Source organism: Streptomyces sp. NPDC000983 (genome assembly GCF_040299205.1).
GTDB lineage: Bacteria > Actinomycetota > Actinomycetes > Streptomycetales > Streptomycetaceae > Streptomyces.
Window position 1 is genome coordinate 164,177 of record NZ_JBEPBM010000002.1, and the last position, 20,869, is coordinate 185,045.

16 protein-coding genes are annotated in these 20,869 nt (G+C 70.1%); 6 read left to right on the forward strand and 10 right to left on the reverse strand.

The features are described from left to right. Nucleotides 1-90: 90 nt before the first annotated feature. The 4 genes from cydD to hisC form a co-directional block, all read right to left on the reverse strand. Entirely contained in the window at nucleotides 91-3,651 is a 3,561-nt protein-coding gene (cydD, locus tag ABT296_RS02785) for a thiol reductant ABC exporter subunit CydD (protein ID WP_351922557.1), read from the reverse strand. A 51-nt stretch (nucleotides 3,652-3,702) separates the two neighbouring features. Beyond that, nucleotides 3,703-4,707, reverse strand: a complete 1,005-nt coding sequence (gene cydB, locus ABT296_RS02790; RefSeq protein WP_351922558.1) for a cytochrome d ubiquinol oxidase subunit II — start codon at nucleotides 4,705-4,707, stop codon at nucleotides 3,703-3,705. Between the two features lie 20 nt (nucleotides 4,708-4,727). Beyond that, nucleotides 4,728-6,236 carry a cytochrome ubiquinol oxidase subunit I gene (locus ABT296_RS02795; RefSeq protein ID WP_351922559.1) on the reverse strand — a complete coding sequence of 503 codons (1,509 nt, stop codon included), beginning with the start codon at nucleotides 6,234-6,236 and terminating at the stop codon, nucleotides 4,728-4,730. A gap of 312 nt (nucleotides 6,237-6,548) precedes the next feature. Further along, nucleotides 6,549-7,628, reverse strand: a complete 1,080-nt coding sequence (hisC, locus tag ABT296_RS02800; protein ID WP_351922560.1) for a histidinol-phosphate transaminase — start codon at nucleotides 7,626-7,628, stop codon at nucleotides 6,549-6,551. A 417-nt stretch (nucleotides 7,629-8,045) separates the two neighbouring features. Here hisC and ABT296_RS02805 point away from each other — a divergent pair, with 417 nt between their 5' ends. The 3 genes from ABT296_RS02805 to ABT296_RS02815 all read left to right on the forward strand — a co-directional run bounded on the left by ABT296_RS02805 (nucleotide 8,046) and on the right by ABT296_RS02815 (nucleotide 11,500). Further along, entirely contained in the window at nucleotides 8,046-9,158 is a 1,113-nt protein-coding gene (locus ABT296_RS02805) for a LacI family DNA-binding transcriptional regulator (RefSeq protein WP_351922561.1), read from the forward strand. A gap of 201 nt (nucleotides 9,159-9,359) precedes the next feature. Beyond that, nucleotides 9,360-10,436, forward strand: a complete 1,077-nt coding sequence (locus ABT296_RS02810) for a metallophosphoesterase (protein WP_351922562.1) — start codon at nucleotides 9,360-9,362, stop codon at nucleotides 10,434-10,436. A gap of 194 nt (nucleotides 10,437-10,630) precedes the next feature. Further along, nucleotides 10,631-11,500: a hypothetical protein gene (locus ABT296_RS02815; RefSeq protein WP_351922563.1), complete on the forward strand. Its 870-nt coding sequence runs from the start codon at nucleotides 10,631-10,633 to the stop codon at nucleotides 11,498-11,500. Nucleotides 11,501-11,640: 140 nt separating this feature from the next. On the opposite strand, the gene ABT296_RS02820 is transcribed toward ABT296_RS02815, so the two are convergent. Next, complete coding sequence (locus ABT296_RS02820) at nucleotides 11,641-13,077, reverse strand: VWA domain-containing protein (protein WP_351922564.1); 1,437 nt, start codon at nucleotides 13,075-13,077, stop codon at nucleotides 11,641-11,643. A gap of 484 nt (nucleotides 13,078-13,561) precedes the next feature. On the opposite strand from ABT296_RS02820, the gene ABT296_RS02825 reads away from it, so the two are divergent. Beyond that, entirely contained in the window at nucleotides 13,562-13,993 is a 432-nt protein-coding gene (locus ABT296_RS02825) for a hypothetical protein (protein ID WP_351922565.1), read from the forward strand. Nucleotides 13,994-14,107: 114 nt separating this feature from the next. Next, nucleotides 14,108-14,380 carry a hypothetical protein gene (locus ABT296_RS02830; RefSeq protein WP_351922566.1) on the forward strand — a complete coding sequence of 91 codons (273 nt, stop codon included), beginning with the start codon at nucleotides 14,108-14,110 and terminating at the stop codon, nucleotides 14,378-14,380. Between the two features lie 338 nt (nucleotides 14,381-14,718). Here the strand turns inward: ABT296_RS02830 and thiC are convergent, their stop codons facing one another. Beyond that, nucleotides 14,719-16,563: a phosphomethylpyrimidine synthase ThiC gene (gene thiC, locus ABT296_RS02835; RefSeq protein ID WP_351922567.1), complete on the reverse strand. Its 1,845-nt coding sequence runs from the start codon at nucleotides 16,561-16,563 to the stop codon at nucleotides 14,719-14,721. A 250-nt stretch (nucleotides 16,564-16,813) separates the two neighbouring features. Between thiC and ABT296_RS02840 the strand changes: the two genes are divergently transcribed. Next, nucleotides 16,814-18,208, forward strand: a complete 1,395-nt coding sequence (locus ABT296_RS02840; protein WP_351922568.1) for a YibE/F family protein — start codon at nucleotides 16,814-16,816, stop codon at nucleotides 18,206-18,208. Nucleotides 18,209-18,505: 297 nt separating this feature from the next. Here the strand turns inward: ABT296_RS02840 and ABT296_RS02845 are convergent, their stop codons facing one another. From ABT296_RS02845 to ABT296_RS02860, 4 genes are all read right to left on the reverse strand, one after another. Continuing rightward, complete coding sequence (locus tag ABT296_RS02845) at nucleotides 18,506-18,943, reverse strand: SsgA family sporulation/cell division regulator (protein ID WP_351922569.1); 438 nt, start codon at nucleotides 18,941-18,943, stop codon at nucleotides 18,506-18,508. A gap of 100 nt (nucleotides 18,944-19,043) precedes the next feature. Then, complete coding sequence (locus ABT296_RS02850; protein WP_502977160.1) at nucleotides 19,044-19,928, reverse strand: IclR family transcriptional regulator; 885 nt, start codon at nucleotides 19,926-19,928, stop codon at nucleotides 19,044-19,046. 199 nt (nucleotides 19,929-20,127) lie between these two features. After that, a complete protein-coding gene (locus tag ABT296_RS02855) occupies nucleotides 20,128-20,340 on the reverse strand; it encodes a DUF5326 family protein (RefSeq protein WP_351922570.1) in 213 nt (70 codons plus the stop codon). A 183-nt stretch (nucleotides 20,341-20,523) separates the two neighbouring features. After that, nucleotides 20,524-20,841: a cupin domain-containing protein gene (locus ABT296_RS02860; protein WP_351922571.1), complete on the reverse strand. Its 318-nt coding sequence runs from the start codon at nucleotides 20,839-20,841 to the stop codon at nucleotides 20,524-20,526. Between the last annotated feature and the right edge of the window lie 28 nt (nucleotides 20,842-20,869).

Consider the following 20,869-nt stretch of genomic DNA (forward strand, 5'->3'; position numbering starts at 1 on the left):
CCGGCGAAGCGGGCGCCCGGCGGGGGCCCGCCCAGGGCCTGTCGTCACATTCCCGACGTCGCCCGAAGGGCGGCGCAGCGGCGTCAGGCCCTAGACCGCCGACACCAGCAGGTCCGCCTCCGCCTCGCGTTCCGACATCGCCCGCAACGGGCCTTCCACGGCCGTGAGTTCCGCGTACGAGCCGTGCTGGACCACTCGTCCCGCGTCGAGGACGACGACCTCGTCGACCGCTTCGAGACCGGCGAGGCGGTGCGTGATGAGCAGGGTCGTACGGCCCTCGGTGGCCGCCAGCAGATCGGCGGTGAGGGCGTCGGCGGTGGGCAGGTCGAGGTGTTCGGCGGGCTCGTCGAGGACGAGCACGGGGAAGTCGGCGAGCAGCGCGCGGGCCAGCGCCAGCCGCTGCCGCTGGCCGCCCGAGAGCCGGGCCCCGTGCTCACCGACCAGCGTGTCGAGCCCGTCGGGCAGGCTGTCGGCCCAGTCCAGCAGCCGGGCCCGGCCGAGCGCGTCGCGCAGTTCGTCCTCGGTGGCGTCCTTCCTCGCCAGGAGCAGGTTCTCGCGCACCGAGCTGTCGAAGAGGTGCGCGTCCTGGGCGCACAGCCCCACCAGCCGCCGTACGTCGTCGCCGGTCACGGCGTACGCGTCGACGCCGCCGAGCGTGTACGCGCCCGCCCCTGCGTCCAGGAACCGCAGCAGCACCTGGGCCAGGGTCGTCTTGCCCGAGCCGGACGGTCCCACCACGGCGATCCGGCGGCCCCGGGCCAGGGTCAGGTCGACGCCGGTGAGCGCGTCCCGGTCCTGGCCCGCGTGGCGGGCGGTGAGGCCCTTGAGCACGACCGGGAACGGCGTCACGGGCGCCTGCCGGGGCCGCTGCGGCTCCCGTACGGGCTCCGGGGCGTCCAGCACCTCGAAGACCCGCTCGGCGCTTCGGCGCACCCGCTGGCGGTACTGGACGGCGAGCGGCAGCCCGAGGACGGCCTCGAAGGCGGCGAGCGGGGTGAGGACGACGACGGCCACGGCGACCCCGCTCAGCCGTCCGTCGGCGACGCCCTGGGCGGCCACGAGGGCGGTGGCGGCGACCGTCAGACCCGAGATCAGCGCGGTGAGTCCGTCGCCGAGCGCGGTGGCCGTGGCGGCGCGCGAGGCGATCCGGGTGAGCGTCCCGTCGGCGCGCCGCGCTTCGGCGGTACGGGCGGGCAGGGCTCCGGCGACGGTCAGTTCGGCGGTTCCGGTGAGCAGATCCGTCACCCGGGTCGCCAGGACGCCCCGGGCGGGGGCCAGCCTGCGCTCCGCGCGCCGGGCGACGGCGCCGGTGAGGAGCGGGACGCCTACGCCGGCGGCCAGCAGGCCCGCGGCGAGCACCGCGCCGGCCTCCGGCAGCAGCCAGGCCGTGAAACCGACGGAGACCGCCGACACGGCGGCCGCGGCACCGGCGGGGAGCAGCCAGCGCAGCCAGTAGTCCTGGAGCGCGTCCACGTCGGCGACGAGCCGCGACAGCAGGTCGCCGCGCCGGGTCGTGCGCAGTCCGGCGGGCGCCAGCCGCTCCAGGCGCCGGTACACGGCGACCCGGGTGTCGGCGAGCATCCGCAGTACGGCGTCGTGCGACACGAGCCGCTCCGCGTACCGGAAGACGGCGCGGCCGATGCCGAAGGCGCGCGTCGCCGTGACGGCCATCATCAGGTAGAGAACGGGCGGCTGTTGGGACGCCCGCGAGATCAGCCAGCCCGAGGTGGCCATCAGTCCGACCGCGCTGCCGAGGGCCAGCGCGGCGAGCAGCAGCGCGAGGGCGAGACGGCCCCGGCGGGCGCCGGACAGGGCCCGGACGCGCGCGAGGACACCGCCACGGCTCCCCGCGCCGGCCTCGGCACCCGGTTCGGCGCCCGGCTCGGCACCTGCCACCCCGACGACCTCCTCGACCGCCGGCTCGACACCCCGCCCCGCGGCCGCCGCGGAGGTCTGAGCGGTGACGGCGGATTGCGCCCCGGCCCGCCCGGGAGCCGCACCCGGCTCCGTCGGCCGCTCCGGGTCCTGCGCCAGCCGCACCACGCGGTCGGCGATGCCCAGCAGGGCGGGCCGGTGCACCACCAGGAGCACCGTCCGGCCCACGGCCAGCCGCCGTACCGCCGCGACGACCTCGGCCTCGGTCTCCCCGTCCAGCGCGGCGGTCGGCTCGTCGAGCAGCAGCACCGGCCGGTCGGCGAGGAAGGCCCGGGCGAGCGCGAGGCGCTGCCGCTGCCCGGCGGACAGCCCCGCGCCGTCCTCCCCGAGCACCGTGTCCGCGCCCTCGGGGAGCGCGGCCACGAACTCCATGGCTCCGGCGTCCCGCAGGGCCCGTGCCACGGCGGTGTCGTCGGCGTCGGGCCGGGCCAGGCGGACGTTCTCGGTGATCGTCCCCGCGAACAGGTGCGGCCGCTGCGGCACCCACGCGATCCGCGACCGCCACTGCTGGAGATCCAGTCCGGCGAGATCGGCACCGCCGACCCGCACCCGCCCCTCGGCGGGCCGCACGAAGCCCAGCAGGACGTTCAGCAGCGTCGACTTGCCCGCGCCGCTCGGCCCGACGAGCGCCACGGTCTCCCCGGGCTCGACGGTGAAGGACACGTCCGAGACGGCGTCACCGGACCGGCCGGGGTAGCGCACGGTCACGCCCTCGAAGGCCAGTCCGCCCGAGGGGACGTCCGCGCTGCCGGAGGCCGGAGCCGGCGTCTCCAGTACGGCGAAGATCTCCTCGGCCGCCGCCAGCCCCTCGGCCGCCGCGTGGTACTGCGCTCCCACCTGGCGCAGCGGCAGATACGCCTCGGGCGCGAGCACGAGGACGACCAGACCGATGTACAGGTCCATCTCGCCGTGGACCAGCCGCATGCCGATCGTCACGGCGACCAGCGCCACCGAGATCGTGGCCAGCAGCTCCAGGGCGAAGGAGGAAAGGAAGGCGATCCGCAGGGTCCGCATCGTCGCCTGCCGGTACTCGCCGGTGATCCGCCGGATCGAGTCGGCCTGTGCCTTGGCCCGGCCGAACACCTTCAGCGTGGGCAGTCCGGCGACCACGTCCAGGAAGTGCCCGGACAGCCGGGACAGCAGCCGCCACTGACGGTCCGTCCGCGCCTGGGTGGCCCAGCCGATCAGCATCATGAAGACCGGGATCAGGGGGAGCGTGCCGACGATGATGGCCGCCGACACCCAGTCCTCGGTGACGATCCGCGCGAGCACCGCCACCGGCACCACGACCGCGAGCCCCAGCTGGGGCAGATAGCGGGAGAAGTAGTCGTCGAGGGCGTCGACACCGCGCGTGGCGAGCGCCACCAGCGATCCCGTCCGCTGTCCGCCGAGCCACCCCGGGCCCAGCTCGGCGGCGCGGTCCAGCAGCCGTCCCCGCAGCTCCGACTTGACCGCCGCGCTCGCCCGGTGGGCGGCCAGCTCGGTCAGCCAGGCCACCACGGCCCGGCCGACCGCGACGGCCGCCAACAGCAGCAGGGGAGTGCGCAGTTCGAAGACGGACATGCCGTGCTGGAAGGCGCCCACCACCGCCTCGGCGATGAGCATCGCCTGGGCGATGACGAGCAGGGCCCCCACTACTCCGAGGCCGACCACCACCACCAGGAAGAACCGGGTGGCGCGGGCGTACCGGAGCAGGCGCGGATCGATTGGTTTCACGTGAAACACACCTCAATGCCCAGATTCAGTGCACGGCTTCGGGCGTACGGCTCAGTGCGCGGATTCGGCGATGTGCTGCGTACCGATGCGCTTGCGGAACACCCAGTAGGTCCAGCTCTGGTAGAGCAGGACGATCGGCGTGGCGATCGCCGCGCACCACGTCATGATCTTCAGGGTGTACGGGCTGGACGAGGCGTTGGTGACCGTGAGGCTCCACTCCTCGTTCAGCGACGACGGCATGACGTTCGGGAAGAGCGTCAGGAAGAGCATCGCCACGGCGGCCACGATGGTCACACCGGACAGGGCGAACGCCCAGCCCTCACGCCCGCCCTGGTTGGCCACCAGCGCGGCCACCAGCGCGGCCACGGCCACCACGAGTGCGACCAGGCTCTGCCCGTCACCGTTCTCGACCTGGGTCCACAGCAGGAAGACCAGCGCGAGCACGGCCGTGACGAGACCGACCTGGAGCGCCAGTTTCCGCGCCCGCTCCCGGATGTCGCCGACCGTCTTGAGCGCCACGAACACCGCGCCGTGGAAGGTGAACAGCGTCAGGGTCACCAGCCCGCCGACGACGGCGTACGGGTTGAGCAGGTCCCAGACGTTCCCGACGTACTCGAAGTCGGCGTCGATCTTCACGCCGCGCACGATGTTGCCGAAGGCCACGCCCCACAGGAACGCCGGGATCAGCGAGGACCAGAAGATCGCGGTCTCCCAGTTGCGCTGCCACTTCTCCTCCGGCCGCTTGGCCCGGTACTCGAAGGCCACGCCCCGCACGATCAGCGAGACCAGGATGATCAGCAGCGGCAGGTAGAAGCCGGAGAACAGGGTGGCGTACCACTCCGGGAAGGCGGCGAAGGTGGCGCCGCCCGCGGTGAGCAGCCACACCTCGTTGCCGTCCCAGACCGGGCCGATGGTGTTGATCAGTACGCGCTTCTCGGGCCGGTCGCGGGCCAGCAGCCTGGTGAGGATGCCGACCCCGAAGTCGAAGCCCTCCAGGAAGAAGTAGCCGGTCCACAGGACGGCGATCAGGACGAACCAGACGTCGTGCAGTTCCATGACTGTGCAGCTCCCTCGGCCTAGTACGAGAAGGCCATCGGCTTGTCGGCGTCACGGGAGTCGCCGCCGATCTTCGTGGGCGGGTTGAGGTCGGCCTCGGTGAGCTCGGGCGGGCCGGCCTTGACGTACTTGGCGAGCAGCTTGACCTCGATCACGGCGAGGATCGCGTAGAGCGCGGTGAAGACGATCATCGAGGTGAGCACCTCGGCCTGGGAGACACCGGGGGAGACCGCGTCCCGGGTGCGCAGCACGCCGTAGACGACCCACGGCTGGCGGCCCATCTCGGTGAAGATCCAGCCCCAGGAGTTGGCGGCCAGCGGGAAGACCATGGTCCAGATCGCGATGCGCCAGTACCACTTGGAGAGCCCCGGACCGAGCGTCTTCTTGTGGAACAGGACCAGGTTCGGCACCTCGTCCTCACCGGTCCTGAGCGCCTGTGGCAGCAGGAACTTCTTCCGGGTCAGCCACAGTCCGAGCAGACCGATCGCGAACGAGGTCATGCCGAAGCCGATCATCCAGCGGAAGCCCCAGTAGGCGACCGGGATGTTGGGCCGGTAGTCGCCGGGCCCGTACTTCTCCTGCTCGGCCTCGTTGACGTCGTTGATTCCCGGGACGAAGGAGCTGAAGTCGTCCTTGGCCAGGAAGGACAGCAGGCCCGGGATCTCTATGGCGACCTTGTTGTGGCCCTCGTCGACGTCGCCGTAGGCGAAGATCGAGAAGGGCGCCGGCGCCTCGCCGTCCCACAGCGCCTCGGCGGCGGCCATCTTCATCGGCTGCTGCTCGTACATGATCTTGCCGAGCGTGTCGCCGCTGACCGCGGTGAGCAGGCCGCCGACGGCGAGGGTGACCAGGCCGAGGCGGAGCGAGGTCCTCATCACGGGGACGTGCCTCTTGCGCCGCAGGTGGAAGGCGGCGATGCCGGCCATGAAGGCGCCACCGGTGAGGACGGCCGCGGAGAGGGTGTGGAAGGCCTGGGCCAGTGCGGTGTTCTGGGTCAGGACCTGCCAGAAGTCGGTGAGTTCGGCCCGGCCCCGCTCCTCGTTGATCCGGTAGCCGACCGGGTGCTGCATCCACGAGTTGGCGGCGAGGATGAAGTAGGCCGACAGGACCGTGCCGATCGACACCATCCAGATGCAGGCGAGGTGGATCTTCTTCGGCAGCTTGTCCCAGCCGAAGATCCACAGCCCGATGAAGGTGGACTCGAAGAAGAAGGCGATCAGGGCCTCGAAGGCGAGCGGAGCGCCGAAGATGTCGCCGACGAAGCGCGAGTAGTCGGACCAGTTCATGCCGAACTGGAACTCCTGCACGATGCCGGTGACGACACCCATCGCGATATTGATCAGGAAGAGCTTGCCCCAGAACTTGGTGGCCCTGAGGTACTTCTCGTTCTCCGTGCGCACCCAGGCGGTCTGCAGTCCCGCGGTGAGCGCGGCGAGCGAGATCGTCAGAGGGACGAACAGGAAGTGGTAGACGGTGGTGATACCGAACTGCCATCGCGCCAGGGTCTCGGGCGCCAAAGCCAGGTCCACGTCGTCAGTCTCCTTACATCGCCGTGATCACAGCGGCAGTTTGCCCCTTATGTCGCACGCATCATGGGATCAACCCGGACACGCTTGTGAACGCGTTCACATTCACAAGCAATTATGACGTACGGATTATCGAAGCTCGAAGGGGGGTCCCGCTTGGGCCGTTCGGCACCCCTACCGACGGCGGCGGCACCCTCGCCTCCGAGGGCGGCGGCCCTCGCCCCGGAGGCCGCACCGGCGCCTCGCCCGCCCGCTGAACGCCGTCGGGCCCCCGCGGAGAGGTCCGCGGGGGCCCGACGTCCTGACCAGGTGCGCTCAGAGGTCCTTGCGGAACGCCTCCGCCACCTTCAGGAAGATGTCGTTCGCCTCGGTCTCACCGATCGTGACCCGCACGCCCTCGCCCGCGAACGGCCGGACCACCACACCGTGCTCCTCGCAGGAGGCCGCGAACCCGGCCGTGCGCTCCCCCAGCCGCAGCCACACGAAGTTGGCCTGGCTCTCGGGCACCGTCCAGCCCTGGGCGCGCAGCGCGTCGGCCACCCGCTTGCGCTCGCAGACCAGCGAGCCGACCCGGCCGAGCAGTTCGTCCTCGGCCCGCAGCGAGGCCACGGCCGCGTCCTGCGCCAGCTGGCTCACACCGAAGGGCACCGCGGTCTTGCGCAGCGCCGCCGCGACGGGCTCGTGGGCGATCGCGAAGCCGACCCGGAGCCCGGCGAGGCCGTACGCCTTGGAGAAGGTGCGCAGCACGCAGACGTTCGGCCGGTCGCGGTAGATCTCCACGCCGTCCGGCACCTCGGGGTCACGGATGAACTCGCGGTAGGCCTCGTCCAGCACCACCAGCACATCGCTCGGCACCCGGTCCAGGAACCGCTCCAGCTCGGGCCGCTTCACGACCGTGCCGGTGGGGTTGTTCGGGTTGCAGACGAAGATCAGCCGGGTCCGGTCGGTGATGGCGTCGGCCATCGCGTCCAGGTCGTGCACATCGCCCTCGGTCAGCGGGACCCGGACCGAGGTCGCGCCGCTGATCTGCGTGATGATCGGGTAGGCCTCGAAGGACCGCCAGGCGTACATGACCTCGTCGCCGGGGCCCGCGGTGGCCTGGATCAGCTGCTGGGCCACGCCCACCGAGCCGGTGCCGGTGGCCAGGTGGGTGAGCGGGACGCCGAAGCGCTCGGAGAGCTCGTTCATCAGGCCGGTGCAGGCCATGTCCGGGTAGCGGTTGAAGGCGGAGGCCGCCGCCGTCACGCTCTCCATCACGCCCGGCAGCGGCGGATAGGGGTTCTCGTTGGAGGAGAGCTTGTAGGCGACCGGGCCGCCGGCCGCGGCCGGCTTGCCCGGCTTGTAGGTGGGGATACCCTCCAGCTCGGCGCGCAGCTTGGGGCTCGTCTCGCTCACCGCAGTCCTCCTCGCGACCACCGGCGGTCCGTCGTCACCACCGGCTTCCAATGCTTCTCACCTTATGAGGATTCGGCTCGGCTGCGTACAGGTGAGAGCGGACCACATCCGTCACACCGGCATCAGGGGCATCACACCGCGAACGTGTACGAATCGGGGGCGCGTCACACATATATCTATGCGCCGGTGGCTCGCGCCGTGGCGCGCATCGCTCGTGAAGGTGAGTTGAGACCTCTTCGAAACATCGAGACCTCGCCAGGTGTGCGCACTCCGACAAGTCACGTATCACTATGCAAGCGCTCAACTCCCTTGCAATCCAATGCGTTTGACGTTTGATGACCATGCAGAAACGTGCCTGTCAACCGCTGCATATGCGTCCGCACTACCCCACCGCATGAGCCCTACTATCGGCTCGCCATGACAGCAGCAGGGAAGCACCAGGTGAGCCGCGCGGAGACCGCCCGCCGGGGCAACCGGCCGGGCCGGGCAGGCATCAGAGACGTCGCCGCCGCCGCCGGGGTCTCCATCACGACCGTCTCAGACGCCCTCAACGGGAAGGGCAGACTCCCCGACGCCACCCGGCGTCACGTCCGCGAGGTCGCCGACCGGCTGGGCTATCGCCCGTCCGCCGCGGCCCGGACCCTCCGCACCGGCAAGTCGGGGCTCATCGGCCTGACCGTGACGACGTACGGGGATGAACCTTTCACCTTCACCGAGTTCGCGTACTTCGCCGAGATGGCCCGCGCCGCCACCTCCGCGGCGCTGGCCCGCGGCTACGCCCTGGTCATCCTGCCGGCGACCTCGCGCCACGACGTGTGGTCGAACGTCGCCCTGGACGGCACGGTCGTGATCGACCCGTCCGACCAGGACCCGGTCGTCAGCGAACTGGTCCGCCAGGGCCTGCCGGTCGTCTCCGACGGCCGCCCCGCCGGATCGCTCCCGGTCACCGCCTGGGTCGACAACGACCACGAGGCCGCCGTCCTCGGCATCCTCGACCATCTCGCGGACGCCGGCGCCCGCCGGATCGGCCTGCTGACGGGGACGACGACGGACACGTACACCCATCTGTCCACCACCGCCTACCTCCGCTGGTGCGAGCGGGTCGGCCAGGACCCGGTGTACGAGGCGTACCCGGCCCACGACCCGTGCGCGGGCGCCGTCGCCGCCGACCGGCTGCTCGCCCGCCCCGACCGCCCGGACGCCGTCTACGGCCTGTTCGACCCCAATGGGACCGATCTGCTCGCCGCCGCCCGCCGCTACGGACTGCGGGTCCCCGAGGACCTCCTGCTCGTCTGCTGCAGCGAGTCGACCGTCTACGCCAACACCGAGCCGCCCATCACGACGCTCTCGCTCAAACCACGCCGGATCGGCACGGCGGTGGTGCAACTCCTCATCGACGCGATCGAGGGGGTCGAATCGGACCAACCGGTCGAGCAGGTGATACCGACCGAGCTGATCGTCCGTACCTCTTCCCAGCGACGCCTGCCGCGTACGACCGTCAGTCCGCCCCGGTCGCCCGAGGAACAGTAGAAACCGAGCGGACAGCGGACGGCCCAAGCCCTGCCCAACCGGGGCGAAAGCCGCGGTGAACCGGAGCCCCGTTCTGATTCACCACCCCTGGGTCATCACACGGCGCGATCTGCATTCCTATGATGGGCCCACGACACCGCGGGCCGCTGCGACCAGGCAGTCCGACGCGGTGCAGATGCGGCGCGATGGTGGAGGGGTCTGATGACTCAGGGGGCCGGTCAGGGACCCGAGGTGGAGCGGACGGCGACGTTGCGCGACTTCCGGGTGCCCGCGTACGTCCACGAGACCGGTCCGTACGCCCAGAGCACGCATCCCGGGGACGTGGTCCCGCCCGCCGAGCGGTCCTACCCCGAGGGGTACACGCCGACCCAGCGGGACCTGCCGGTCATCAACCGCGGTGACACGCTCCAGGTGACCGTCGAACCGGCGGCGGCGCCCCTGGCGCAGCAGGGCGACGGTCCCGGTCCGCTGTTCGTCGTCGGGGACGTGCACGGCTACCTCGACGAACTGACGGCCGCCCTGCGGCACCGGGGTCTGATCGACGCCGCGGGCAGCTGGTGCGCGGGCACCGCCCGGCTGTGGTTCCTCGGCGACTTCACCGACCGCGGCCCGGACGGCATCGGCGTCATCGACCTCGTGATGCGGCTGTCGGCCGAGGCCGCCGCGGCCGGCGGCTACTGCAAGGCCCTCATGGGCAACCACGAGCTGCTGCTGATCGGCGCCAAGCGGTTCTCCGACACCCCCGTCAACTCCGGCGCCGGCACGGCAACCTTCCAGGCCGCCTGGCTGCTCAACGGCGGACAGAAGACCGACATGGACCGGCTCCAGGACCACCACCTGCAGTGGATGTCCCGCCTGGACGCCATGGAGGAGGTCGACGGGCACCTGCTCGTCCACTCCGACACCACCGCCTACCTCGACTACGGCCGCTCGATCGAAGAGGTCAACGACACCGTCCGCGAGACCCTCACCCGCAACGACGCCGACGAATGCTGGGACCTGTTCCGCAAGTTCACCCGGCGCTTCTCCTTCCGCGACGAGGGCGGCTCCGACGCCGTACGCTCCCTGCTCGATACGTACGGCGGCACCCGGATCGTTCACGGCCACAGCCCGATCCCCTACCTGCTGGGCGAAGTCGGCTCCGAGGAGGGCGAGGACAGCGGCGGCCCCGTGGTCGAGGGACCGCACGTCTACGCCGACGGGCTGGCCATCGCGATGGACGGCGGTGTGACCATGGCCGGAAAACTGCTGGTCCAGCAACTCCCCCTCGGCAACTGACCGTTCCCGGGGGCCCTCGTACCCCGGGAACGCGGCGGCCGCGGACGGCACAGCCCGGCGGGCAATTTCTGGAAACCCCCTGTCACCGTGTGCCGTCGCCGCTCTACCATCGGCTTATCCGTAGCAGGCTCCCCTCCGTTTCTGCCCGACGGCTCGTTGCCATGCGAGCCCCAAGCCCTACGGAGCATCGGGGGATGCACATGAACAGCGTTCCGCAGCACCTGTACAGCGAGGACCGCCAGGAGTACGAGCGGATCCTCGACGAGGCGCTGCGCTCCGCGCCAACCCGCCCGGAACTGGCCGCTGTCGGACAGCGGCTCAACTCAGAACAGCTGCGCACCATGGCGCTCAACGCCACCGCGATCATCACGGCGGCCGCGGCGACCGAGTACCAGCACTACGTGAAGGTCCGCGAGGAACTGCGCCATCCGGCGCCGTCCACCCCGTCGTCCGCCCGCGACACCGGCTCCAGCGAGTCGGGCTCGAGCGCGATGGGGCTCGCCGCCACCATGAGCGAGGCCGCCGAACCCGCCGGCGCGGGCGTCGTCGCCGTCGCGGCCGTGCTCACCCCCGTCCTCGCCGGAATCGCCGCGGCGATCTTCCTGCTCGTCGGCTACATCCTGAAAATGCTCAGCCCCGAGCCGGCGTTCGCCCAGACGATGCTCACCGCCGGGTGGGTGTTCGGCGCCGTGACGGCGGCCGCGATCCTCGTCGCCGCCGTCGGACTGCTGCTCACCGCCCTGCGCAACAGGCCGGCACTCGACACCGGCCCCTACGGGGAGTCGGGCGGCGAGGTGGCACGGGCCAGGGAAGTCTGGCGCGAAGCCCTGCTGGAACGCGGCATCCTGCCGTTCCTGCGGGATGCGCTGGCCGATCCCGGCACCGCCGCCGCCCTGCACCGCACGGCACCCACGGCGCCCACCAGCCGTATCCCGAACCTCGGTTACGACCGGCCCGGCTTCAGCAGCCCCGGCGGGGTCCCCTCGTCGGACCAGCGCCCGAGTTTCACCAGCCCGGACTACACCAGCCCGGATTTCGGGGGCCCGGAGCACCAGCCGGAGTGACCCTGGGCCCCTTCGGCTTGCGCCCCCGCAGCGGGGAGCGCAAGCCGACCGTCCGGGACACCGCCGCGCCTACGACGGATTCGGTAGGCCCGGCGCCACCGGCGCGGTAGATCCCGTGCGCTGCTTCGGACGCGGCTCGCTCAGAGGATGCCCGCTCCGCGTGCGGCCGCCGTCCACTGCGGGAACTCCGACAGCAGACGGTCGTAGAGCTCCTGGTCGGGCACGGTGCTGATGTCGTCCACCGCGAAGAAGCCCGTGTTGTCGACGCGGCGGCCGGCGAGGGTGTCGAGGCGCTCCAGCACGCCGTAGTTGGACTTGCCGAGGCCGACGAACTGCCAGAAGATCGGCTCGTCGACGGCCTCCCTGAGCTCCTTCTCGATCTGGGCGTTGCGGTAGATGCCGCCGTCGGAGAAGAACAGCACCAGGGTGGGTGCGGTGACCGGGGTCTGGCGGACGTAGGCGCGGACCTCGGCGATCACCTTCTGTTCCTCGTTCTGGATGCCGACCGAGCGCATGTCGACCTGGCTGTCGTCCAGCCCTTTCTTCCGCTTCTTGCCCCCGAAGAGGCTGAGCTCCCCGCACCGTACGTGCAGCCGCGTCCACTCCGGCAGTTCGCCGATCCGGAAGTCGGGCAGCCGGGCCGGGTTCGAGGCGAACGTCCAGGCCTGCATGTCACCGTCGTCGTCCAACTGCGCCGCGACCGCGGCCATCCGCTCCACGACGTCGGCGACGACGCCCCGGGTGTACAGGAACGACATGGAGCCGGAGGCGTCCAGGACGAGGATGACGCGGGCGGTGATACCGGTCGCGCCGTGCTTGGTGAGGCTGACCGCCACCTGCTGCTTGCGCAGGTCCAGACGCTTGCGCATGTCCACCGGGAGGTGTTCCTCGCCCTTGGTGAGACTGTGCGCGCCCGCCGGAGGCGCGGCCTGCGGCGCGGGCTGGGCGGGTGGCGCGGGTGGCGCGGGCCGGGGCGGCTGTACCGCGACGGGAGGTGCCCCGAGCGGCGCGGGGGATACGGGCTGCGGTGCGGGGGCGTCAGCGGCGTCCTCCGCGTCGACGGTGATCCCGAAGTCCGTGGCGAGGCCCGCGAGACCGGACGCGTATCCCTGTCCCACCGCCCGGAACTTCCACTTCCCCTGGCGCAGGTACAGCTCGCCGCCGATGAACGCGGTCTCGGTCCCGGCCTCCATGACGAAGTGCGCGATCTCGGCCCGGGTCCGCTCGTCGACCACCCGCAGGACCAGGCCCGGGACCTGCCCGAACGTCCCACCGTCCGCCGAGGCGCACAGCACGATCCGCTCGATGGCCGGCTCCAGCGCCCCGAGTTCCACCGTGACGCTGTCGATGGTCGTGCCCGCACCGCGCTGCTTGCCCAGATGACTCACGGCCTTCGAGGCGTGGTGCGGCTGGTTGTAGAAGACGAAGTCCCCGTCGTCGCGCACCCGTCCCGCCCCGGTGAGCAGCAGCGCCGAGGCGTCCACGTCCGGCACCCCCGGCCCTTCGGACCAGGTCAGCTCCACGCGCACGACCGCGGCATCCACGGAAAGGTTGGCGCCCTTGCTCAGTGCAGTCATGGGATCAGTGTGCCTACTGATCAGGCACCCCCGGAAGAGCTCCGGTGACCGGCCGAGGGGCGTGTTGTTTCACGTGAAACGTCACCGCCGGGTCGGCCGTTTCGGCCACCCCGGCTCGATGCGCCATGTCAGGCCAGTGGTCTACGACTTGGAGAGGTGTCTTTACACACCCCACGCATGCAAACCCAACTTTTGGCAAAGCGACTCACGGCTGTGTTAGGTTCTATGCGCGTTGAACACCCGGACAGACCAACCGGGTTAAGACGTCAGGACCCCACATTCACTGCCCACTCATGCGGCCTGACCAGCCGTCGGCAGTTCTCCGTGGTGCGTCCGAGAAGTTATCGGGGGAAGAAGTCCGGGGGGACCCTTTCGGTTTCCACGCCTGTCCAGGTCGCCCACACGGGCTTCCTCCCCTTGCGATAGAACGCAAGGGAGATTTTACATGACGCGCAATACATTGCGTATGGCTGCTGTTTCGGCTATGGCCGCGGTGACTTTCGGTACTGGTGCCGGTCTGGCGCAGGCCTCGGAGGCGACCCAGGCCCGTACGGCGGCTGCCGCCGAGGTGACCATGTCCGCGGCTGACGCCCGCGCCCTCCTGGCCAATCCGGCCGTGAAGGCCGAACTGACGGCGAAGGAAGTGCAGTCGGTGCGCGCCGTGGCGAACGGCACCGCCACCGAGCGCCAGACCCGTGGTGTCGTCGGCAGTGCCGCCAAGGCCCTCTTCAACCTCATGAAGAAGCACGGCGGCAAGCTCTACGACGACGCGATCAAGGCGGCCAAGGGCGGCTGGGGCAAGTTCCGTTCGTACATGGACGGCCTGGCCTGGTACCACCCGGTTCGCATCGCCTGGGTCGCGGCCGGCGCCGAGGCCCAGTACCAGCTGTACAGCTACATCCGCAGCCTCTTCTAGTGGCCGCAGGTGCTCGGGCGCCGGGCGTGGCCCGGCGCCCGGGCACCTTCCGCCGGCACGCGCATGCGTGTCGCGTCATCCCGTCCGACCCCGGCCCATTCCGAGGGAGAACCCATGCACTCCGCTCCCGAAGCACCCTCCGCCCTGAAGACCCTCTGGGCTTCGCCTTTCTGCTTCATCGCGGCGGCTTTCGTCGCGTTCAACATGATCGGGCACAGCAAGGCGGGCTGGGCCCTGATGGCCGCCGGACTTCTCGGACCTCTCGCGGCCCTCGTCTGGGGCGCGGCGCGGCGCGAACGGCCCGACTCATTCGTGATCGTCCCGCTGGGAGCGATGGTCCTGTTCACCGTGCTCTTCGGGATCAATGAAGGATTTCCCTGGGCCTGATGTCTCCGTCAGGGAGGCCCGGAAGGACATGTCGTGAGGGCGGTCACATCTGCGGACAGTGGCCGACGGATGCGGCACGCCGGCCCGGCGCGCGGCGACATGCCGCAACTGATGGGTACTGGCTTCCGTTCATGTCGGGCGGGGCGATGCACACCAAGGCATGAGGGTTTGCACACCAGGAAACTTGATTCGCAAAAGCAATTTCCGGGTCAAGGGTCTCGCCTCGGGCGGCTCCGGTGGTCCACTCCGTGTGATCCGGGCCGCGGTCGCCACCGGAGTCACGGGAGGGGGCCCGCCTCGTCGAACGCGGGCCCCCTTCCGTGACTGCTGGTGGTGGCTCAGTCGGCCAGCGGGAGATACACGCGATTGCCGAGAGACGCGAACTCCCTCGACTTCTCCAGCATCCCGGCCCGGACCTCCTCGGGCGTCGCCCCGGCCTCACCGCCGAACTGCTCCGTGATGCTCCTGCTGATCTTCATCGAACAGAACTTCGGCCCGCACATGGAGCAGAAGTGGGCCGTCTTGGCGGGCTCCGCCGGGAGGGTCTCGTCGTGGAACTCCCGGGCCGTGTCCGGGTCGAGGGCCAGGTTGAACTGGTCCTCCCAGCGGAACTCGAAGCGGGCGTCGGACAGGGCGTCGTCCCAGTCCTGGGCACCGGGGTGGCCCTTGGCGAGGTCCGCGGCATGAGCGGCGATCTTGTAGGTGATGACGCCGGTCTTGACGTCGTCGCGGTTGGGCAGGCCCAGGTGCTCCTTGGGCGTGACGTAGCAGAGCATCGCCGTGCCCCACCAGGCGATCATCGCGGCGCCGATGCCCGAGGTGATGTGGTCGTAGGCCGGCGCCACATCCGTCGTCAGCGGGCCGAGCGTGTAGAACGGGGCCTCCTCGCAGATCTCCTGCTGAAGGTCGATGTTCTCCTTGATCTTGTGCATGGGGACGTGCCCCGGGCCTTCGATCATGGTCTGGACGTGGTGCCGCTTCGCGATCCGGTTGAGTTCCCCGAGCGTCCTCAACTCCGCGAACTGCGCCTCGTCGTTGGCGTCCGCGATCGACCCGGGCCGCAGCCCGTCACCGAGTGAGTAGGTGACGTCGTAGGCGGCGAGGATCTCGCAGAGTTCCTCGAAGTTCTCGTACAGGAAGCTCTCCTTGTGGTGCGCGAGGCACCACGCGGCCATGATCGAGCCGCCGCGCGAGACGATGCCGGTCTTGCGGTTCGCGGTCAGCGGCACGTACGGCAGCCGGACACCCGCGTGGACGGTCATGTAGTCCACGCCCTGCTCGGCCTGCTCGATGACCGTGTCCTTGTAGATCTCCCAGGTCAGTTCCTCGGCCTTGCCGTCGACCTTCTCCAGCGCCTGGTAGAGCGGCACCGTGCCGATGGGGACGGGGGAGTTGCGCAGCACCCATTCCCGGGTGGTGTGGATGTTGCGGCCGGTGGAGAGGTCCATGACCGTGTCGGCGCCCCAACGGGTCGCCCAGGTCATCTTCTCCACCTCCTCCTCGATGGAGGAAGTCACCGCGGAGTTGCCAATGTTGGCGTTGACCTTCACCAGGAACCGCTTGCCGATGATCATCGGCTCGATCTCCGGGTGGTTGACGTTCGCGGGCAGCACGGCCCGCCCGGCCGCGATCTCCTCGCGGACCACCTCGGGCGAGACGTTCTCCCGGATGGCCACGTACTCCATCTCGGGCGTGACCTCGCCCCGGCGCGCATAGGCGAGTTGAGTGACGGCCCGGCCGTCCCGTCCCCGGCGGGGCTGGCGCGGCCGGCCGGGGAAGACCGCGTCGAGGTTGCGCAGTCCACCGCGCGGAGCCGTGTGCTTGATCCCGTCGTCCTCCGGACGGACAGGACGGCCCGCGTACTCCTCGGTGTCGCCGCGGCCGATGATCCAGTTCTCCCGCAGCGGGGCCAGCCCCCGGCGGACGTCGGTGTCGACGAGTGGATCGGTGTACGGGCCGGAGGTGTCGTACAGCGTGACCGACTGCCCGTTGGTGAGGTGCACCTGACGGACCGGCACCCGCAGGTCGGGGCGCGATCCCTCGACATACCCCTTGTGCCAGCCGATGGACTTCCCGTTCTCCTCGCCCGACGAGCCGTTCGGCGATCCGGCCGCTGAACCGGTCGGCAAGTCGTTCGTCGCGTTCTGCGTGGAGGCAGGCGTGCGTGCGTCCTTGATGGTCATGAGACCTACTCCCTACGCCGGCATTACCCGGTAACAGGTTCGGCGGTCGACGCAGCGATTTCCGTCTGCCGATGTCGCGTGTGCAACGTCACTCCCTGGTGACGTTCCACGTGAAACATCGCTGGGACGGAGGTCAGCGCCCTCTCAGCCCGGTGCTCCGAGCTCCCGCGTGTACAAAGGTGACTCCACGCTAGCGTCAATTCGGGCGCGCTGAACAGGGGGCCTCTGTCGTTCTTGCGATGATCGGTCGGTGACCTCGACGCATGAACCTCCGTTCCCACCGCCCGAGCCCCCGCGCGGCCCCGGTTCCGGCTCCACCGGCGGTGGCGGCGACGGCCATGGGCACGGGCATTCCCACAGCCATTCCCACGGCCCCGCGGCTCCGGTCTCCCAGCATCTGCGGAAGGTGATCGCGGCCATCCTCATCCCGTTCGCCACGGCGGTGGTGGTCGGGCTCGTGGTGCTGTGGCCCGGCGGTGCACCTCCGCACGAGCGCACCGGGGTGGGCTTCGACCGGCAGACCCAACAGGCCACCGTCACCGAGGTCGAGAGCGTCAGCTGTTCCTCGGTGAACGCCTCGGGGGTCCCCCCGACCGGCGACACCTCCACCGCCGAAGGGTCCACGGCACAGCGGCAGGCCGACGAGGAGACCTGCAAGAAGGCGACGATCCGGGTCGACACCGGCAAGGACGAGGGACGCACCTTCACGGAGATCGTGCAGCCGGACCAGTCCCGGCAGTTGCACGAGGGCCAGGAGGTCGTGGTCGCCTACGAGCCCTCGGCGCCCAAGGACCTCCAGTACGCGGTCACCGACGTCAACCGCCGGGTCCCGATGGCGGTGCTCTCCGGCATCTTCGCGCTCGTGGTCGTGCTGGTGGGCCGGATGCGCGGGGTCCTGGCGCTCGTCGCGCTCGCCATCAGCTTCCTGGTGCTGACCCTCTTCATCCTGCCCGCCATCCTCCAGGGGTCGAATCCCCTGATCGTGGCGGTGGTCGGATCCAGTGCCATCATGCTGATCTCCCTCTATATGTGTCACGGCCTGTCGGCACGCACCTCCGTGGCGGTGCTGGGCACGCTGATGTCCCTGCTCCTGATCGGCATCCTCGGTTCCGTCTTCATCGACTGGGCCGCCCTCACCGGCAACACGGACGACAACACCGGTCTGATCCACGGGCTGTACCCCGAGATCGACATGAGCGGTCTGCTGCTCGCGGGCATCATCATCGGCTCGCTCGGTGTCCTCGACGATGTGACGGTCACCCAGACCTCGGCCGTCTGGGAGCTGCACGCGGCCAGCCCCGCCATGGGCCGGCGCGAGCTGTACGGTGCCGCCATCCGGATCGGCCGCGACCACATCGCGTCGGTGGTCAACACCCTGGTCCTCGCCTACGCGGGTGCCGCGCTGCCGTTGCTGCTGCTCTTCACGATCGCGGAGAGCAGTGTGGGCACGGTCGCCAACAGCGAACTGGTGGCGGAGGAGATCGTGCGGACGCTGGTCGGCTCGATCGGTCTGGTCGCCTCGGTTCCGCTCACCACGGCGCTCGCCGCGCTGGTCGTCTCGGCGGACCGGCCCCAGCAGCCCGCCACGGCCGGCGGCCCCCCTGCTCCGTCCCGCGGCGGACGGGGACGCCGCCGCAAGCGGTGACGGCGTTCGAGGACGAGGGCGGGAGCCGTGACGGCGGTGCCTCTCAAGTGACGGCGGGAGCGGGCGCCCCTCAAGTAGCGCCGGGGACGCCTCAGCTGACGAGGGGAGCGCCCACGGCGACGGCGAGGGGGAGCGCCGTAGCCTCCGGTGGCGGACGCGACGACGGCGTCCTGAGCCCCGCATCGCGCGGCGCCCCTCCGCGTACATGACTCACTCCAGGAAGAAGCGTTACTGCACAACCCCCGCGCCCAGCTGAAGCGTTACGGCGACCACCACCGGCCGTCCTGCCGCACCGCCTCAGCCCGCGCTCTGCTCCTCCGCCAGGATGCGGTCCAGGGCCTCGTCGAGGCTGGCGTCGAAGTCGGACAGGGCGCCCTCCTGGCCCAGCGGCACCAGCTTGTCGGTGCGGTCGAGGAACGCCACGAGCGGTGCCGAAGACGACCGGAAGAGCGCGTGATCGCTTCCGACCTGAAGCCGGATCAGGACGTCGCCGAGCGAATCGGGGTCGGCCGGCGCGACCCGGACATCGCCCTCCCCGCACGGCCTGCCCACCCCGTCGATCAGCAGCTCCCGCCCGAACGCCCAGGTCACCGGGGCGTCCCCGGGCAGGTGGAAGGTCAGCCGCACGGCATAGGGATCAGAGGTCTCGTACCGCAACTCCACCGGGATCCGGAAGGAGAGCTCCTCGGAGACGAGAAAGTTCATCATGACCTCTGCCTGCACGGACTCACCCATCGTCTACCCCGTCGTCTGCGGTCGGATTGGCCAGGAATGATCCGCCTGACACTGAGGGAATCTTGCTGAACGTGCACGACAGATCACAAGGAGTGAGTTTTCAGATACTGATAGAGATCGCCAGTGACCCCAGATGCTGACCGATTTCGCCCTGCAATTGCCGTGCTGCGGCTGTCAAGCGGTCCGCCTGATGGGCCGGGAGAGAGATGGCGAGGGTCGCGGCCGTGTTACCCAGCGTAATCGGAATGGCGGCGCAGACCGTGCCGAGCGCGTACTCCTGACGCTCGATCACCACCTCCATGCGCTCCATCCGGTCCAGCCGCCGCAGGAGGGCGTGGTCGTTGCAGACGGTGTACGGGGTGAGCGGCCGCACCGGATGCCGCTTGAGATGATCGCGCCGCGTGGCCTCGTCGACCTGGGCCAGCAGACACTGGCCGATGGCGTGCGCGTGCCCGGTCTCACGGAAGTCGGCCCACTCCTCCACCGCCGGATTGGCCGGGGTGTCGGAGACGCACAGGACCTCGATCTCGCCGTCCCGGTACATCGCGTAGTAGACGGGCGCGCCCAGGGTGTCGCGCCAGTGGGCGAGCGTGTCGGCGACCGTGCCGCGACGTTTCTCCTGTGCTCCGCTGCTGCTCAGCCGCTCCGCCGCCTCCCCGAGGAAGAACAGCCCCTTGTCCCGCCGGAGATAGCCCTCGTGGACCAGGGTGCGCAGGAGGTGGTAGGCGGTGGGCAGGGCCAGACCGTTCTCCCGGGCCAACTGCTTGGCCGGGGCGCCGTGTTCATGGTCGGCGACGGACTCCAGCAGGCGCATGGCACGCTGCACGGATCCGATGAGGGTCGCGGAACCGGACGGGTTCGTCAGCTCCGCGGAGTTCCGCGGAGTCGGCTGTGCCGGCGGCCGGACGCAGGTGCCGGGGTAGGGGGTCCCGGCGGACGCGTGGACCGCGCGGGTCTGCGAGGGTGCGGTGTCAACCGTGGCCAAGGGTCACTCCCGAAGCGCGAGGGGGCAGCCCGTGCGGGGAACACGGGTGGGGGTGTACGCCGCTCGCGGGGTGGTCCCCGCGTCGATTTTTCGGACTCTATGCGTCCGTCACCGCTCGCAGGGGGCCAGCTCGGAAAACTTCCCCCGGCCGAGGGAACCGATGGATCGCGTTACCGCCCATCGGCCGCCCACGGGTCCCTCAGAAGTCGCTCCGCGAGGACGAGCTGGACGTGAACTTCCGTACGACATAGATCAGTCCGCCGACCAGGGCCACGAAGACCAGCACCTTGAACAGCAGCCCGATGACGAAGCCGACGATGTTCACTATCAGCCCGCCGAACACGACCAGGGCGATGACCGGCACCGCGATCCACTTCACCCACCACGGCAGTCCCGCGAAGATCTCACCCATCGCCCTCGTCCTTACCTCTCCACCCGTCGCTGCACCGGGTCCTGTCGGACGGTCCGCACCTGCACCGGTGGGACCGTCTGTCGTTGCCTGCCTTCGATGCTAGAGCCGCGGGGAGTGCCGGCGGGGACTCCGGATCCCCCGTCCTCCCCTGAACGATCCCCTAGGGAATCGGGGACCGGACCCTCAGCTCTCCGGCGGAGAGAACACCACGAGCACCCGCAGGTCCTCGCTGATGTGGTGGAACTTGTGGGCGACACCGGCCGGCACGTACACGACGCTGCCCCGCGCCACCTGGGTGGTCTCCATGCCGACGGTGATCGCGGCGCGGCCGCTCACCACGAAGTAGACCTCGTCCTGACTGTGCGGCTTCTGTGGATCGTGCTCGCCCGCGTCCAGCGCGTACAGTCCGACCGACATGTTCCGTTCACGCAGAAACTGCAGGTAAGCGCCCTCGTTGGCGGCGCGCTCCGCCTCCAGTTCGTCCAGCCGGAATGCCTTCATCCCTGTCGTCCGCCCTTGTCCCACTGCT

Bases quoted from the DNA above. Each gene is read 5' to 3' on its own strand.
- cydB (WP_351922558.1), bottom strand. From the start codon at position 4,707: ATGGAACTGCACGACGTCTGGTTCGTCCTGATCGCCGTCCTGTGGACC.
- ABT296_RS02805 (WP_351922561.1), top strand. From the start codon at position 8,046: ATGACAGCAGCAGGGAAGCACCAGGTGAGCCGCGCGGAGACCGCCCGC.
- ABT296_RS02810 (WP_351922562.1), top strand. From the start codon at position 9,360: ATGACTCAGGGGGCCGGTCAGGGACCCGAGGTGGAGCGGACGGCGACG.
- ABT296_RS02815 (WP_351922563.1), top strand. From the start codon at position 10,631: ATGCACATGAACAGCGTTCCGCAGCACCTGTACAGCGAGGACCGCCAG.
- ABT296_RS02820 (WP_351922564.1), bottom strand. From the start codon at position 13,077: ATGACTGCACTGAGCAAGGGCGCCAACCTTTCCGTGGATGCCGCGGTC.
- ABT296_RS02825 (WP_351922565.1), top strand. From the start codon at position 13,562: ATGGCCGCGGTGACTTTCGGTACTGGTGCCGGTCTGGCGCAGGCCTCG.
- ABT296_RS02830 (WP_351922566.1), top strand. From the start codon at position 14,108: ATGCACTCCGCTCCCGAAGCACCCTCCGCCCTGAAGACCCTCTGGGCT.
- thiC (WP_351922567.1), bottom strand. From the start codon at position 16,563: ATGACCATCAAGGACGCACGCACGCCTGCCTCCACGCAGAACGCGACG.
- ABT296_RS02845 (WP_351922569.1), bottom strand. From the start codon at position 18,943: ATGGGTGAGTCCGTGCAGGCAGAGGTCATGATGAACTTTCTCGTCTCC.
- ABT296_RS02855 (WP_351922570.1), bottom strand. From the start codon at position 20,340: ATGGGTGAGATCTTCGCGGGACTGCCGTGGTGGGTGAAGTGGATCGCG.
- ABT296_RS02860 (WP_351922571.1), bottom strand. From the start codon at position 20,841: ATGAAGGCATTCCGGCTGGACGAACTGGAGGCGGAGCGCGCCGCCAAC.